The sequence below is a fragment of the Microbulbifer hydrolyticus genome (genome assembly GCF_009931115.1).
Classification (GTDB): domain Bacteria; phylum Pseudomonadota; class Gammaproteobacteria; order Pseudomonadales; family Cellvibrionaceae; genus Microbulbifer; species Microbulbifer hydrolyticus.
In genome coordinates, this window is the sequence record NZ_CP047491.1 from 3,071,853 (window position 1) to 3,087,782 (window position 15,930).

At 57.8% G+C, this 15,930-nt stretch carries 16 protein-coding genes; 7 read left to right on the forward strand and 9 right to left on the reverse strand.

The features are described 5' to 3' along the window. The first annotated feature begins 1 nt into the window (after position 1). From GTQ55_RS13160 to GTQ55_RS13175, 4 genes are read left to right on the forward strand one after another with little or no spacing between them, the layout of a single operon-like run. The gene (locus tag GTQ55_RS13160) at positions 2-1,906 is read left to right on the forward strand and encodes a penicillin-binding protein activator (protein WP_161859155.1); all 1,905 of its coding nucleotides are present in this window, start codon (positions 2-4) and stop codon (positions 1,904-1,906) included. 50 nt (positions 1,907-1,956) lie between these two features. Continuing rightward, complete coding sequence (locus GTQ55_RS13165) at positions 1,957-2,316, forward strand: YraN family protein (protein WP_161859156.1); 360 nt, start codon at positions 1,957-1,959, stop codon at positions 2,314-2,316. A 28-nt stretch (positions 2,317-2,344) separates the two neighbouring features. After that, on the forward strand, positions 2,345-2,938 hold the full coding sequence (locus GTQ55_RS13170; protein ID WP_161859157.1) for an SIS domain-containing protein: 594 nt from the start codon (positions 2,345-2,347) through the stop codon (positions 2,936-2,938). Positions 2,939-2,941: 3 nt separating this feature from the next. Continuing rightward, positions 2,942-3,541, forward strand: coding sequence for a BON domain-containing protein (locus tag GTQ55_RS13175; RefSeq protein ID WP_237567674.1), 600 nt, complete (start codon positions 2,942-2,944; stop codon positions 3,539-3,541). 73 nt (positions 3,542-3,614) lie between these two features. Here GTQ55_RS13175 and GTQ55_RS13180 read toward each other — a convergent pair whose 3' ends face one another. After that, the gene (locus tag GTQ55_RS13180) at positions 3,615-4,805 is read right to left on the reverse strand and encodes an acetyl-CoA C-acyltransferase (RefSeq protein WP_161859158.1); all 1,191 of its coding nucleotides are present in this window, start codon (positions 4,803-4,805) and stop codon (positions 3,615-3,617) included. 212 nt (positions 4,806-5,017) lie between these two features. Between GTQ55_RS13180 and GTQ55_RS13185 the strand changes: the two genes are divergently transcribed. Beyond that, complete coding sequence (locus GTQ55_RS13185) at positions 5,018-5,614, forward strand: LemA family protein (RefSeq protein ID WP_161859159.1); 597 nt, start codon at positions 5,018-5,020, stop codon at positions 5,612-5,614. 9 nt (positions 5,615-5,623) lie between these two features. Continuing rightward, positions 5,624-7,636, forward strand: a complete 2,013-nt coding sequence (locus GTQ55_RS13190; protein ID WP_161859160.1) for a M48 family metallopeptidase — start codon at positions 5,624-5,626, stop codon at positions 7,634-7,636. A gap of 145 nt (positions 7,637-7,781) precedes the next feature. Here GTQ55_RS13190 and GTQ55_RS13195 read toward each other — a convergent pair whose 3' ends face one another. From GTQ55_RS13195 to zapE, 8 genes are all read right to left on the reverse strand, one after another. Continuing rightward, positions 7,782-8,399, reverse strand: a complete 618-nt coding sequence (locus GTQ55_RS13195) for a Yip1 family protein (RefSeq protein ID WP_161859161.1) — start codon at positions 8,397-8,399, stop codon at positions 7,782-7,784. A 208-nt stretch (positions 8,400-8,607) separates the two neighbouring features. After that, positions 8,608-9,000 carry a ClpXP protease specificity-enhancing factor gene (locus tag GTQ55_RS13200; RefSeq protein ID WP_078085709.1) on the reverse strand — a complete coding sequence of 131 codons (393 nt, stop codon included), beginning with the start codon at positions 8,998-9,000 and terminating at the stop codon, positions 8,608-8,610. 23 nt (positions 9,001-9,023) lie between these two features. Beyond that, on the reverse strand, positions 9,024-9,653 hold the full coding sequence (locus tag GTQ55_RS13205; protein WP_161859162.1) for a glutathione S-transferase N-terminal domain-containing protein: 630 nt from the start codon (positions 9,651-9,653) through the stop codon (positions 9,024-9,026). A gap of 124 nt (positions 9,654-9,777) precedes the next feature. Beyond that, entirely contained in the window at positions 9,778-11,979 is a 2,202-nt protein-coding gene (locus tag GTQ55_RS13210) for a cytochrome b N-terminal domain-containing protein (protein ID WP_161859163.1), read from the reverse strand. Next, entirely contained in the window at positions 11,976-12,575 is a 600-nt protein-coding gene (petA, locus tag GTQ55_RS13215; protein WP_161859164.1) for a ubiquinol-cytochrome c reductase iron-sulfur subunit, read from the reverse strand. Before petA ends, GTQ55_RS13210 begins: the two co-directional genes overlap by 4 nt. Positions 12,576-13,073: 498 nt before the next feature. After that, positions 13,074-13,466 (reverse strand): 30S ribosomal protein S9, encoded by a 393-nt coding sequence (gene rpsI, locus GTQ55_RS13220; protein ID WP_161859165.1) that lies wholly within the window; start codon positions 13,464-13,466, stop codon positions 13,074-13,076. 15 nt (positions 13,467-13,481) lie between these two features. Continuing rightward, complete coding sequence (gene rplM, locus GTQ55_RS13225) at positions 13,482-13,910, reverse strand: 50S ribosomal protein L13 (RefSeq protein ID WP_161859166.1); 429 nt, start codon at positions 13,908-13,910, stop codon at positions 13,482-13,484. A 136-nt stretch (positions 13,911-14,046) separates the two neighbouring features. Further along, positions 14,047-15,186, reverse strand: a complete 1,140-nt coding sequence (gene zapE / locus GTQ55_RS13230) for a cell division protein ZapE (RefSeq protein ID WP_237567675.1) — start codon at positions 15,184-15,186, stop codon at positions 14,047-14,049. A gap of 226 nt (positions 15,187-15,412) precedes the next feature. On the opposite strand from zapE, the gene GTQ55_RS13235 reads away from it, so the two are divergent. Beyond that, the gene (locus GTQ55_RS13235) at positions 15,413-15,889 is read left to right on the forward strand and encodes a Z-ring associated ZapG family protein (RefSeq protein WP_161859167.1); all 477 of its coding nucleotides are present in this window, start codon (positions 15,413-15,415) and stop codon (positions 15,887-15,889) included. The last annotated feature ends 41 nt before the right edge of the window (positions 15,890-15,930 follow it).

Consider the following 15,930-nt stretch of genomic DNA (forward strand, 5'->3'; position numbering starts at 1 on the left):
TATGTCCGCCCTTTACCGGCGAATTCCCTTCATTTTCAATGGTCTGGCTGCCGCCACCCTGACGCTGGCGCTGGCCGGCTGCCAGACCCCCAGTACCGAGCCGGGCGCACAGGTTGCGGTCGATGCGGGCAACGTGGCCACCGCCGACCGCCAGAGCGCCATCCGCCTGCTGAATGATGCGCGCCGACTTCCGTCGCCAGAAAAGGATCGTGCGCTGCTGCAGGCGGCCGCCATTCTATACACTCTGGGCGATAACGCGACGGTCCGGCAAGCTGCCAGCAACATTGATGCGGAACAGCTCACTGACGCCGAGTACGCTCAGTATGCCCAGGTGTACGGCAGCGCTCTCGCCGCAGACGATGAATTCTTTACCGCACTGGACCTGGTGAGCGCTCCGCGCCTGGAGCAGGCCTGGTTCAAGATCCCCGCGGATACGGCCCTTCCCCTGCGCAACCTTCGCGCCGACTTGTGGGGCCTGATGGGGGACATCGACAGCGGCATTGCTGAACGTCAGCGCATCGCGCCGCTCGCCCGTGAAGACGAAGCCATCTCCGCCAACAATGACGGTTTCTGGCAGCTCCTCACCCAGCTTCCATCCAGTGAGCTCCGCCTGCGGGCCGATGAGAGCCTGGACCCTGAGATGCGGGCCTGGTACGAGCTGGCACTCCTCGGGCGCGACACCCAGGCAGATATCAGTACCCAGCTGACCGCCCTGAGCCGTTGGCGGCAGCAGTGGCCGAGCCACACCGCCGTCTCACATCCGCCTCAGGCACTGCAGCTGCTGGAGCGCCTGGCTTCACAGCGCGCGCAAAATGTAGCGCTGCTGCTGCCTCTGTCCGGCTCCCTGGGGAGCGCCGGACGCGCGATTCGCGACGGCTTTATGGCTGCCTACTATAGTGCGCTGGATGCCGGTGCTCCCACGCCCCAGATTCAGGTATATGACACGGGCCTGGACCAGCCGTTTGAAGAGATTTACCAGACCGCGGTTAATAACGGTGCCCAGGCGATTGTCGGCCCACTGGATAAAAGCAGGGTCGCCAACCTGCTCGCCACCGAAATGTTACCGGTCCCTACCCTCGCACTGAATTACGGTGATCAGGGCCGTCTCACTCAGGACCTGGTCCAGTTTGGACTGGCCATTGAAGACGAAGCTCGCCAGGTAGCGCGCCAGGCCTATCGCCAGGGGCACCGTCAGGCCATGATTCTGACGCCGGAATCCAGCTGGGGCCAACGCGGCCTGGAAGCGTTCACTGAGGAGTGGAACACGCTCGGAGGGACGGTCACCGAGAGTCGTAACTACCGCGACGACACCAACTTTTCGCAGCTGGTAAGCGATGCGCTGCTGATCTCCGAAAGCAAAAGTCGCGAGAGTGAATTGCGCAAAAAACTGGCTTCGCCGCTGAAGTTTACCCCGCGCCGACGCGGTGATGTGGACATGCTGTTTGTACTGGCCCAGCCGCAACAGGCGCGCCAGATCAAACCCATGCTGTCGTTTTTCTACGCCGGCGAACTTCCGGTGTTCTCTACGTCGCAGATTTTTGCCGGCAACATAGACCGCCAGCGCGACCGCGACATCAATGGGGTGCGTTTTACCGCCCTCCCCTGGCTGTTTGAAGACGACAATAAAACCAAGCAGAACATCGTGAAACAGGCGGCCCCTTCACCGGCGTTTGCCCGCCTGTACGCGCTGGGCGCGGACGCGTTCCGCCTGTATCCACGCCTGCCTATCCTGCGCCAGTTCCCCGAGCAGCAGGTTTATGGGCTGACCGGTTCCCTGAGCCTTACCGCCGATGGACGCATCGTGCGTGAACAGATCTGGGCAAAAATCGAAAAGGGAGCGCCGGTACCGATTACCACAAGCGAGGTCGGCACGGTACCCGCTGACCGAAGCGCCCGCGTCGATTAAGCTCAGCGAACATTTATCTATAGGAAAGGATTTCCGTGGATACAAAAAGCATGGACTCAACAGCAATTGGCAACCGCATGGAAGCGATTGCCGAGCGGCATCTGACAAACGCAGGCCTGCGCATTGTCGAGCGAAACTTTCGCGGCCGCTTCGGCGAGATTGACCTGATTGCGCGCGATGGCGGCACCCTGGTATTTGTTGAAGTACGTTACCGGCGCAATCGCCGTTTTGGCGGAGCCGGTGTTTCGGTAGACTTCCGCAAACAACGCAAGCTGCTCACGACAGCCAATGGCTACCTGCAATATCGGAAAATCGATTGCCCATGTCGCTTTGATGTCATCACCATCGAGCGTGGCGATCACAAAGAATCACTGGATATCGACTGGATTCAAAACGCCTTCGGGCAGTAGGCTCACACAGATGGAAACCATAGAATAAATGGAACAGAGAGTTGTAACCCTGTTTCACCACAGCATTGAAGCAACAATGAATGCTGGTGAACTTTTGGCACCTTTGATTGCCGAAGCCAGCGAAATGATCGTGCACACGCTGCTGGCCGAAAACAAACTCCTGATCTGTGGAAACGGCCTCAGCGGTGCCCTTTCGCAAAGTTTTTCAGCGCAGTTAATGGGTGGTTTCGAACGGGAGCGTCCGGGCCTTCCTGCTCTGGCACTGAACGGCGACGCCATTACCATTGGCACGGTTGCGCGCAACCACGGGCGCGCGGAATCCTATGCTCGGCAGATCAGGGCGCTGGGCCAGCCCGGCGATCTGCTGGTCATTATCAGTACCGACGGCAGCGACTCCAATCTTGTGCAAGCGATCCGCGCGGCACACGACCGGGAAATGGGCGTGCTCGCACTCACCGGTGGCGAGAGCGATAGCGACTGTACCGCGCTACTCGATGTGCACGATATTGAACTGCGAGTGCCCTCCCTGGTTGCCTCGGAGGTACACCAGGTACACCTGTTAACGCTGTTCTGCCTGTGCGACCTGATCGACAGCAGCCTGTTTGGCGGATACGAGGAATAATTTATGCAATTGACTTCAGGTAAACGCTTTATGAAACCGGTCTCTCTGACCATAGCCGCCTTCGCACTTTCAATTCTGGGCGGGTGCGCCACAGTACTGGATGCGACGCATGACGGCCCGATCCAGCCGGATCCGGGTGAGCGCAGCTTCGGCACCTATATCGATGACCAGCAACTGGAAACCATTACCAAGGTCAATATCGGCAAGGCGCATCCAGACCTGAAAGCGGCCAATATCGATGTAGTCAGTTTCAACGGCGTGGTATTGCTCACAGGCCAGGTACCCTCCAACGAGCTGCGCAACCTGGCCGGCGGCACAGCGCAGCAGGTACATTCCGTGCGCCAGGTCTACAATGAAATTCAGGTACGCGGAACCACCTCCGTGCTTGCCCGAACCAGCGACACCTGGCTGACTACAAAAGTGAAAAGCGTCCTGCTGACTGATAAGGAAATCGACAGCGGCCGCATCAAAGTGGTCACCGAAAACGGAGTGGTTTACCTGATGGGTCTGTTGACCCGCCAGGAAGCAGAAAATGCCGCGGAAAAGACACGCACCGTGGGTGGTGTACAGAAAGTCGTGAAAGCAGTGGAATATATCGACTGACGCTTGGCGGAATTTCAGACAATAAAAAACGGAGGCCTTGGCCTCCGTTTTATTTTGCCTCGAATGAAGCGGGTTACGGGCGCTCGATGGCGACTGCCGTTGCCTCACCACCACCGATACACAGACTTGCCACACCCTTTTTCAGGTCGCGGCCTTCCAGTGCGGCGAGCAGGGTCACGATCACCCGCGCACCACTGGCACCGAGGGGATGTCCGAGCGCACAGGCGCCGCCGTTGACGTTGACCTTGTCGCGGGACAGCTCCAGATCCTTCATCGCCGCCATGGTCACCACAGCAAAAGCTTCATTGATCTCGAAAAGATCCACATCTGCGACATCCCAGCCGGTCTTCTTCAGCAGGTTGGTCATCGCCGACACCGGCGCAGTGGTAAACCACTCGGGCTCATGCGCAAACTGGCTCTGCCCTTTCAGCACCGCCAGCACGCGAACACCGCGCGCCTTGGCCTCGCTCTCGCGCATCAGCACCAGTGCTGCGGCACCGTCAGAAATCGAACTGGCGTTGGCAGCAGTGACGGTGCCATCTTTGCGGAAAGCCGGACGCAGCTGCGGAATCTTGTCCGGACGTGCACTGCCGGGCCCCTCGTCCACGGAAACCTCAACTTCACCTTTGCGCGTGCTGATGGTCACGGGCGAAATTTCCCGCGTGAAAGCGCCGGATTCGATGGCAGCATTGGCCCGCGCCAGGGACTCCAGCGCAAATGCATCCTGCTCTTCACGGGTAAACGCGTACTTGTCGGCGGTACATTCGGCAAAATTACCCATCAGCTGGCCGTCGTAGGCGTTTTCCAGGCCATCGGTAAACATATGGTCGAGCACTTCACTATGGCCGAGTCGCATGCCTGCACGGGCCTTGGGCAGCAGATAGGGCGCATTGCTCATACTTTCCATGCCCCCGGCAACTACAACCTTTGCCTCTCCCGCAAGCAGCGCATTCCGAGCCATCATCACGGTTTTCATGCCGGAGCCGCACACCTTGTTTACGGTGGTGGTTGGCGTGCCTTCCGGGATACCGGCACCCAGTGACGCCTGGCGCGCCGGCGCCTGACCGAGGCCCGCCGGCAAAACACAGCCCATCAGGACTTCATCTACGTCGGCTGCCGCCACACCGGCGTCAGCGAGCGCGCCGCGAATCGCGACCGCACCCAGCTCCGGGGCACTCAGCCCGGACAGCGCGCCCTGCATCGCTCCCATGGGAGTTCGGGATATTCCAACAATGACCACGGGGTCTGTAACTTGCTCACTCATGCTGTAAACACTCCAGATTTAACGGCAACTGCCACAAAAGGCTGACCAGCATTGCGGCGACTCGTATTTTCGCGGCAGATTATAACCCAACCCGGGGCCCCTCCGGCTATCCACCTTTCGTTGTAATCTCCATGGTAATATCAGGCGCAATCGCGGAATCAACCGATACCAACGAAAAAGACTGACTTTTCACAACAGGAAGAAGACCCTCAATGGAAGTTTCAACCATCGTCTGGCTAGTAGTCCTGGCCGCACTGGTGTTTTACGTTATTAACATCTACAACAAACTGGTTTCCCTGAAGAACCGCTATGAAAACGCATTTGCACAAATCGAAGTGCAACTGAAACGCCGTTACGACCTGATCCCGAACCTGGTGGAATCTGCAAAAGCCTACCTCAAGCATGAGAGGGAAACCCTCGAGGCGGTAATCAGTGCGCGCAACTCGGCCCTGGCCGGCCTGAAGGCGGCATCCAGCAACCCCGGCTCCGCAGCAGCGATGGCCGATCTGGGCAACGCAGAAGGCGCCCTGGCCGGCGCCCTCGGCCGCCTGAATGTGGTCATGGAGGCCTACCCGGACCTCAAGGCCAACCAGACGGTACAGCAGGTGATGGAAGAGCTGACCAGCACGGAAAACAAGGTATCTTTCGCGCGGCAGGCCTTCAACGATGGCATTACCGCTTACAACACATTCCGCCAGAGCTTCCCACCGGTATTTTTTGCCGGCTTCTTCGGCCACCGCGAGAATGGCAAACTGCTGGAATTTGCGGATTCAGAGGCTTTCCAGGCCGCCCCCAAGGTCCAGTTCTGACGCCCAGCTATGAATTTTTTTGAATATCAGGATAAGGCACGCCGCAATTCAACCCTGCTGGTGGTGCTGTTTGCAGTAGCGGTACTCGGGCTCATTGCCATCACCACCTTGTTTATCGCGTTGCTTACACACTACTCCCGCGGGCAAGGCTCCGCCTCTTTTACAGAAATCTTCGCGGGGCTAGGCTGGGATATGGTCGCCGGGATTGCGGTAACCATCTCCGCAATTATCGCCGTGGCCAGCTTCTTTCGCTTGCGCCAACTGGCAGCCGGCGGTCGCGCCATCGCAGAGTCACTCGGCGGCAAAAAAATCAACATCGCTCCCGATGGCCTGGCCGAGCAGCGCGCTCTGAACGTGGTAGAAGAAATGGCTCTCGCCTCGGGGACGCCAGTGCCCGATGTCTACATCATCGAGGACAGCGCCATCAACGCGTTTGCGGCCGGCTACAAACCCGCTGACGCCGTTGTAGGGCTTACCCGAGGCTGTATCGAACAACTCAATCGGGAAGAGCTTCAGGGCGTTGTTGCGCACGAGTTCAGCCATATTTTCAATGGCGATATGCGGCTCAATATTCGCATCGTCGGGTTGCTGCACGGTATCTTGATCATCGGCCTGCTGGGGAGCTGGCTGTTGCGTGGCAGTCACTGGGCCGGTGGACGCGACAACCGCGGGCGCGCCGCGGCCTTCGCTATCGGTGCGGGGCTCCTGGTTATCGGATACACCGGCACTTTTTTCGGCAACCTGATCAAATCCGCAGTAAGCCGCCAGCGCGAATACCTGGCGGACGCCTCCGCAGTGCAGTTCACGCGCAGTAATCGGGGGATCGCGGGGGCACTGAAAAAAATTGGCAATCACGCTTCAGGCTCAAATCTCAAAGCCGCCAACGCCAGCGAATTCAGCCATATGTATTTCGCCAGCAGCCTCAAACATTCCCTCTTGGGCTTTTTCGCTACACACCCTCCCCTGACCGCCCGCATCAGCCGCCTGGATCCAGCCTGGACAGGTTTCGGCACGCAGCCGGCATCAGCATCGCAGGCAGGCGCCGAAACTGGCGGGATGCCCCACTCCGACGCTGATACACAGATAGCCAGCCTGAACCAGGCGGTGGCACACCCGGGTGACACTGCCAGCGATGCCGTCAGCCCCTACCAGGCCCGCCTGGATCAGGTACTCGAGACCGTCGACAACAACATCGCAGCCCCCTCCGCGAGCCAGGTTGACCTTGGCCGCAGCCTGCTTTCGCGGGTTCCGGCAAACCTCAAGTCCGCCGCACATGACCCATTTGCCGCCCGGGCCCTGGCATACGGGCTGTTGATGGCACCGGAACAGCGAGAACAGCAACACGACATCCTGACACGGTCCGCGCACCCGGCCGTTCTGCGGGAATTCGGCAAGCTGCAGCCGGCGCTCGAGCACCTTCCTGTGGACTGCCGACTGCCCCTGCTGGACCTTTGTGTGCCTGCGCTCAAGGCGCTGGCGCCACAGCAATATCAAATATTCAAGCGCAACGTCATCAAGCTACTGCGTGCCGATGGCAAAATAGATATCTGGGAATGGGCGCTTTACCGGGTGCTGGTACACGGACTGGAATCGACGCCTGACGCCCAGCGCAAGGTAACCAGTGGTACTGCGAAGGCCTCTGCTGACGCCCAGCGCTTCCTGCTGGCAACCATGGCCCATGCCGGCAATAGAGATTATCTGGCGGCAAAGCGTGCCTACGAAGCGGGGCTTAAGCAACTGCAGGTCTCACCCACCCCACTGCCAACCCGTACAGATATCACCCTTCAGCGACTCGACAAGGCGCTCGTCATCGCCGCTGATATTGCACCATTGAAAAAACCGGCCTTCTTGAAGGCGCTGGCGGTCACGCTGGCACACGATGGAGTGATAGAGGGCACCGAAGTGGAGCTATTGCGGGCTATTGCTGACTGCCTGGACTGCCCCATGCCGCCATTGCTGTCACCCGCTGACAGTGCCAATACAAGCAAGCACGCCAGTGCAACGGCGCTCCAGTCCGGGTAACGGGTGCAACCGTAGCAACGTGCCGGCACTCCCGCGGGCAGGAATTGGCCACAAAAAAGCCGGCATTCATGCCGGCTTCTCACGCTCAACCTGCCGCACCGACCTGGAACCCACACTGCGAGAGAAAGTACCCAGGGCAGGAAGCTCAAGTGTCCTGATAGACTGGCCCCATCCCCATACTCCAGAGAATAACCGTCCCGACACGCACCGTGACCAGAAGCACCAGACCCACGGTCACCACGGAGGATGCGTAAACGAAGGCTCGCTCCTTATCAATATTCATCAGAATGGGGATTCCCTCGTAAATGAGGTAGATCGAATAACAGGTCGCCAGCAAGGTCACGCCCGCATTCAGCCAGAGACTGGGATAAAGCCCGATAAACCCCACGAGGAATATCGGTGTCGTCGCAAATACTGCAAGCGCGGTGCCCTCGTAGTGCCGTGTTTCTTCATTTCCCGGCACCCGGAAAGACTTCGCCATCCAGTTGATGAACTCACCAAAAATATACACACCAAACAGAATCGCGAAATAGGTAATGACGGACAGCGTGAGCGCACTGGACGGTGTCAACTTTTGTAAATTGTCACCGATACGAAACCCCACCTGAGTCACGCCAATATAGCCTGAGACCACCGGAATGAGCGCCAGAATGGGGACATGACTCAGGAAAACCTGAACAAACGAATGCTTGTCAGATCGAATCGACTGCCACTCCTTGTCCGGGTTGGTAAATATGCCAATGGTATGGCTCAGTAATCTCACTTGTGTCTCTCCTGTGCACCGCTTGATTGCAGTATCGGAAGGCCACCGGCAAATCACCAATGAATAACAGGAATAAGGCGTCAATTTTTACGCCAGAAGGTATAAAACGAGGGCCGGGGATGGCGACAGGCGATCTGAGCGCGGAAAAAGGGGAAGAAAAAGCGTCAAGCCCCGGCGGAAACCGGGGCTCACGAGTATCGCAGCGGACTTACTTGACCACCCGCAGAGAAGGCTTCTTTGAAGGTTTCTTGAGTGTTGTCGGCGGCGTGGGCTCCGGAGGCTCCGGCGTTTCTTCCGGCTCGAAAACCATACCCTGCCCGTTTTCACGCGCATAGATACCTACCACCGCACCCACCGGCACCTGAATGTCGGTAGGCACACCGCCGAAGCGCGCATTAAAGCGAATCGCGTAGTTGTCCATTGTCAGCCCCATTACCGCAGTTTCAGAGACATTCAGGACAATCTGCCCATCTTCGTTCACGTGCTGCTGGGGAACCAGCACACCGTTCATATGGGTATCCACCAACAGGTACGGGGTGCACTTGTTGTCGGTAATCCACTCGTAAAACGCCCGCAGCAGGTACGGGCGGTTTGGGGTCATCGGCGGTTTATTCAATCAGCACCTCAGGAGCGCATTTCGCGCTCGAACTCGGTCAGGCTCTGCTGGAATGCTTCGCGGGCAAACAGGCGGTCCATGTAGTCCAGCAACGGTTTGACCTGCTTGGTTTTGGGCAGTGCAACCTCCAGCTGATCCAGACGCCAAAGAAGGGGTGCCATGCAACAATCTACCAGCGAGAACTCCTCGTTAAAGAAGTACGGCAGATCGGTAAACATGGGCGCAATGCCCGCCAGGCTGTCGCGGAGCTCTTTACGAGCCGCAGCCACATCTTTGCCACCGGCAAGGATCTTGTCGACCAGCGGACACCAGTCACGCTCGATACGATGCATGATCTGACGGCTCTGGGCGCGGGCTACCGGATAAACTGGCAGCAGCGGCGGATGCGGGAAACGCTCGTCCAGATACTCCATCATCACCTTGGTTTCAAACAACACCAGTTCGCGATCTACCAGAGTCGGCAGGGAGTTATATGGATTCAAATCCGCGAGTTCCGACGGCTTATCGTCCGGATCTACATCGATGATGTCTACGGAAACACCCTTTTCCGCCAGGACAATGCGAACCCTGTGGCTGAAATGACAACGACCATCTGAAAAGAAGGTCATGGAGGAGCGCTTGTTGGTCGGCACACCCATTGTGTAACTACCTCAATCTACTGGCCGGTAGAAATCCGACCACTCTTCAAAACGGAAAACGGGCGGCTGACCTTAAACCGGTATACCGGCGGCCTACCACCCGGAAAAAACTGCTGGCAATCGCTTAGTGGTGAATATCTTTCCAGTATTCGCGATTCAGCAGCCAGGCAAAGATAAAGAACACCAGGATGAACGCCAGCACATAGAAACCTATGCGCTTGCGGGTTTCCGCCATGGGCTCGGCAATGTACTCCATGAAGTTCACCAGATCGTAGACCGCCTGGTCGAACTGAACGTCATCCATGGAGCCTTTTACTTTGTCCACCTTGAGGCTGCCGCAGTTGGCATCCATGATGGGGTTACCCATTTCATCGCGCACCACCTTGCCGTGATCGCGCTTGGGTCCGGGCGCGCACTCGGGCAGCCCCTGGAGCTCCATCAGCACGTGCGGCATCCCCACGTTGGGGAAGACCTTGTTGTTCACCCCCAGCGGACGGCTGTCATCCTTGTAAAAGCTGCGCAGGTAAGTGTACAGCCATTCGGGAGAGCGGGCGCGCGCAACCAGGGTCAGGTCCGGTGGAGCAGCGCCAAACCAGGTCTTGGAGTCTTCAGGCTTCATCGCGATCTGCATCAGATCACCAATCTTGTCGTCGCCCAGCACCAGGTTCTGTGCCATCAGCTCATTGGGGATACCCAGGTCAGTAGCAACGCGCTCCCAGCGGGAGAAGTTGGCGCTATGACACCCCATACAGTAGTTCACAAAATACTTGGCACCACGCTGCAGGGACGGCTTGTCGCCAAGATCAATATTGATGTGGTCCAGTTCAACGGAGCTCTCAGCACCGACCGCCTTGATCGGGATAAAGGTGAGCAGTAAAACTGCAATGATACCGCCGAACAGCACGATAAACGTTTTACTGCCAGAAGGGCTGGTGACCCGGGCAGGTTCCGCATGTACCACATCGCGATCGGTCAGCCACGGAAGGATCGCAAAGAATACCGCGAACAACAGGGACATGGCGCAGACAAACAGGCTTGCCTTCCAGTTCACCACAGCCATCCACAGGAACAGCACACCGAAGACACCACTCACGATCCAGGACGCCAGGCCTTTACGGGTAGTCGGGTTGGTCCAGATTGGCATGGTGACAAAGAACGCGAAATAGAACAGCGTGGCCACCTGCGCCAGGAAGTTTCGGCCCGGAGTCGGTGATTTCACACCCAGGTAACCCAGGATGATGAAGACCGCCGCAAAAACCAGCAGCAGAACCTTAGGCAGCACACCTTTGTAGCGAATGGACCTCACCGGGCTCTTATCCAGCCACGGCAGTACAAACAGGATGGCGATTGCCGCACCCATGGCAACAAGGCCGAGGAACTTGGCCGTCAGCGGGCCGATATCGATGGTCACTGCACGCAGCACCGCGTAGAACGGCGTGAAGTACCATACCGGCGCAATATGCTCCGGGGTCTTCAGCGGGTTGGCTTCTTCGAAGTTGGCATACTCCAGGAAGAACCCTCCCATTTCCGGGAAGAAAAACACCACCACACAGAAAGCGAACAGGAATACGGCCACACCTACCAGGTCATGCACGGTGTAGTACGGGTGGAAGGCTACGCCATCCAGGGGTACGCCGTTCGCGTCCTTGTTCTTCTTGATCTCGATACCGTCGGGGTTATTGGAACCCACTTCGTGCAGCGCAAGAATATGCAGGACGACCAGCAGTACCAGTACCAGAGGCAGTGCGATCACGTGAAGAGAGAAGAAGCGCGTGAGGGTAATACCCGAGATCAGGTAGTCACCACGAATCCATTGCACAAGATCCTCACCGATGCCGGGAATCGCGCCAAACAGGGATACGATCACCTGCGCCCCCCAGTAGGACATCTGCCCCCAGGGTAGCACGTAGCCCATAAAGGCTTCCGCCATCAGCACCAGGTAAATACACATGCCAAAGATCCACACCAGCTCCCGCGGCGGCTTGTACGAACCGTACATCAGGCCGCGGAACATGTGCAGATAGACAACCACGAAGAATGCGGAAGCCCCGGTGGAGTGCAGGTAGCGGATAATCCACCCCATATCCACATCCCGCATGATGTATTCCACGGAAGCGAATGCGCCCTCAGCCGTCGGGTTATAGCTCATCACCAGCCAGATGCCGGTCAGCAACTGGTTGACCAGAACCAGCATGGAGAGCACGCCGAAGAAATACCACAGGTTGAAGTTTTTGGGCGCGTAGTACTTGCCCATGTGGGTATCCCACGCGCGATAGATAGGAAGACGCTGGTCGACCCAATCTCCCAGTGCAGTTAGCCAGTTCATGCGCCACCCTCCTGATCCACGCCAATTACGATGACATCGTCGCCTTCATAGGAATACGGCGGAACATCCAGGTTGGTAGGTGCCGGCACACCCTTATACACGCGGCCAGCCAGATCGTACTTGGAGCCGTGACAGGGGCAGAAAAAGCCGCCCATCCACTCGCTGCCACCAAGGTCAGCAGCACCAACTTCCGGGCGATACATGGGCGCGCAACCCAGATGGGTGCACAGGCCCACCAGAACCAGGGTCTGGGGCTTGATCGCGCGATTTTCAGGATCGACGTAAGCGGGCTGTTTGGACTCGGCTGACTTGGGGTCACGCAACAGCGGATCCACCTTGACCAGGTTATCCAGGGTCTCCTGGGTACGGCGCACCACGAACACCGGCTTTCCTCGCCACTCAACCGTGACCATCTGGCCCGGTTCAAGCTTGCCGATATTGTATTTTACTGGCGCGCCGGCGGCCTTGGCCTTAGCACTCGGATTCCAGGAGGCGACAAAAGGTACAGCGACTCCAACCGCGCCTGCGCCACCTACTACAGAGGTGGCGGCGGTCAGAAATCGACGACGCCCCACATTTACACCGTCATCACTCATGACGTAGTTCTCCCATCACAGCGCCCCGTAATCTACCAACAGGCAAACCCGAGACTGACTGGCCCAAACCCAAAATTCTGGAAAACCTCTGCAATAAATCTACGCAACCGACACCGGCGGTGTATCAGTACATACCGCAACTGGCTGCGACGGTACCGCCTAGTGGTCGAAAACCAGATAGAACAGGGCACCCGAACAGCGGCAAACGACTCACCGCTGCAAAATCAGAGACTTACTACAGAAACTCCCCTACAACTGGCCCGCTCGCATGACCATAGAACAAAGTGGCCAAACCCCAAGTGCGAGCGGATAGAAATTCGCGCAATGTTAAAGAAAATGCCAAATTGATACAAGGCGAAACCGGAAGGGAACATCGGTAACCTCGCTGCGAACTGGCGGCATTTTATACAAACCCTGTTAGCAGCCCCTCGCAATACAAGCTTTGCGGACAAAAAAAAGCCCGGCATTTGCCGGGCCAATAAATCCAGTAATTCTCGCTTAACGCTTGGAGAATTGCGGCTTCTTACGCGCTTTGCGCAGACCGACTTTCTTACGCTCAACGGCACGCGCATCTCGAGTCACGTAGCCAGCTGCACGCAGCGGCTGACGTAGGGACTCGTCATATTGCATCAGAGCGCGGGTAAGACCGTGACGGATAGCGCCCGCCTGACCAAAGGAACCGCCGCCCTTAACAGTGACGTTGATATCAAATTTTTCGACCATATCGGTCAGCTCAAGCGGTTGACGCACGATCATACGTGCCACTTCGCGACCGAAATATTCGTCCAGAGTACGGCCATTAACGCTGATCTTGCCTTCACCCTGCTGGATGAAAACACGCGCAGTGGAGGTCTTGCGACGGCCGGTACCGTAGTATTGAGTTGTTGCCATGAGAATGCTTTCCGTTTAGATCGACAGTTCAATCGGCTGCTGAGCCGTGTGAGGATGCTCGCTACCCTTGTACACCTTCAATTTCTTGAACATGGCACGGCCCAGAGGACCTTTGGGGAGCATACCTTTAACCGCACTTTGGATAGTGCGCTCAGGCGCCTTGTCGATCAGCTTCTCAAAGCTGATGGATTTCAGACCACCAGGGTAGCCAGAGTGGCTGTGGTAGATCTTGTCTTTGGCCTTGTTGCCGGTCACGCGGACCTTCTCGGCATTGATCACAACGATGTAATCGCCGGTGTCCACGTGGGGCGTGTATTCAGGCTTGTGCTTGCCGCGCAGGCGGTGTGCGATCTCGGCGGAAATACGGCCGAGAGTCTTGTCCGCAGCGTCAACAATGTACCAGTCGCGAGTTACCGCTTCCGGCTTGGCACTGTAAGTCTTCATGTTATAAAACACCTGTATATGGCCCCGGGAATGGAGCCGTCCCACGAAAAGAGCGCGAATACTACATAAGCACCAAGGGCTTTTCAAGCTCAAAGTTGGCCGATATGTGACCAGACAGGTCGATCTTCGCCCGCACTTATTCAGGCCGGTGCGGCCGCGCCAGGTACTCCCGCGACTGCATTTCCTGCAACCGACTCATGGTGCGATCAAACTCAAACCGCAGCTGCCGCCCAGCGTAGAGCGACTCGATCGGCTCGGCTGCCGACACCACCAGCTTGACGCAACGGTCATAAAATTCATCGACCAGATTGATGAAGCGGCGCGCCTGGCTCTCCATACGACCATCCATCTGCGGCACATTGGCGAGCAGTACCGTGTGAAACTCGCGGGCCAGCTCGATGTAATCGTTCTGGGAGCGCGGGCCATCGCACAACTCGGCAAACTCAAACCAGGCCACATCATCCGCCACCTGACTGGCCACTATCGGCCGCCCCTCAATATCCAGGGTGACCGCTTTGCGAACCTCACACCCCTCCACCATGAGACTGGCGAAGGAGCGAGCAAGACTCTCATCGGCCTCCCTGTCCAGCGGGCTGTGGTACAGCTCCGCCATTTCCAGGGCCCGCAAACGGTAATCCACACCGTTGTCCACATTTACGACTTTGGTGTGCTCCAGTAGAAGATCAATCGCAGGAAGAAACCGAGCCCGCTGTAGTCCATCCTTATATAGGCCCTCGGGAACGATGTTCGAAGTGGCCACCAGGGTAACACCACGTTCAAACAGCGCCTGCAGCAAGTTCGCCAGGATCATGGCGTCCGTGATATCGGAAACAAAAAACTCGTCGAAGCACAGCACCCGCGCCCTGCCCGCTATCCGGTCGGCCACCTTCTCCAGCGGGTTTTTCTCCCCCGCAAGCCCCTTCAGCTGGCGGTGGACATCGCGCATAAACCGGTGGAAGTGGGTGCGCTGCTTCTCCTCGAATGGCAGCGCCTCAAAAAAGGCATCCATCAGGTAGGTCTTGCCGCGCCCCACGCCACCCCAGAAATAGAGGCCCTTTTCAGGCGTATCCTGATGCCGCCACAAGCGTTTGAGACGGCGCACCACACCCCCTCCCCCGCTCTGCGCCGTCAACAGCCGCTCATATAGATCCTGCAACTCCTCTACCGCGGCCCTCTGCGCCGGGTCTTCAACGAAATCGGGGCGTTTGAGGTCGCGCAGGTATCTCTCCATCGGCGTCAGGCGCGAGGATTCGGACGGGGACTGTTCCGTAAGCATCTATTCAAACCGTTCAATTGGAAGCCGGCGTTTTTGCCAGAAAGGTGACCGAAAGCTGACTGCCCGGCCAGTCTGAAAGGCCGAACCTCGGCCACGTGGCGCGCACTTTACCAAATCCGTCACGAGTTGGCACAAACCCGGACAGGGCGCGGCTACCGGAATTGCGTATAATAGGGTCACCGTCATGGATGGCCGGTGCCACTATTTATCTTGAGGAGGAAGTAACGTGCACTCAACTTCGGTTTTAATTCTGGTCGGCGTAATCGGCCTCGGCCTGGGAGCCCTGCTGGCTTTCCTCGCTACACGCAGCCGCCAGAATATCGATCGCACCCAGGAGCTGGAATTGCGCCTGAAGGAAGCCAACACCAAACTGGAAGACTTCCAGCTACAGGTGAACGAGCATTTCGACCAGACCTCTCAATTGGTTCACAACCTGACCCAAAGCTACCGGGAGGTGCACGAATATCTGGCCAACAGCGCCATGCGCCTATCCAGTCAGGATATCGGCCGCCAGATGCTGGAAGCGGGCAGTGGCCAGCTAAGTGACAACGATGAAAACCTGAGCGTTCTCCCCCCCAGGGACTGGGCTCCGAAGGAGCCTGGCGCCAAGGGCACGCTTTCAGAGGAGTTCGGGCTGGAGAAAGAAGCCCAGGCGCCCGCCCCGACCCCGACCCCCACATCGGAAGAGGTGGTCAATCGCTGACCGCCCCGCCAAATAAGGCCGGACACAAAAAAGGCGGGGAT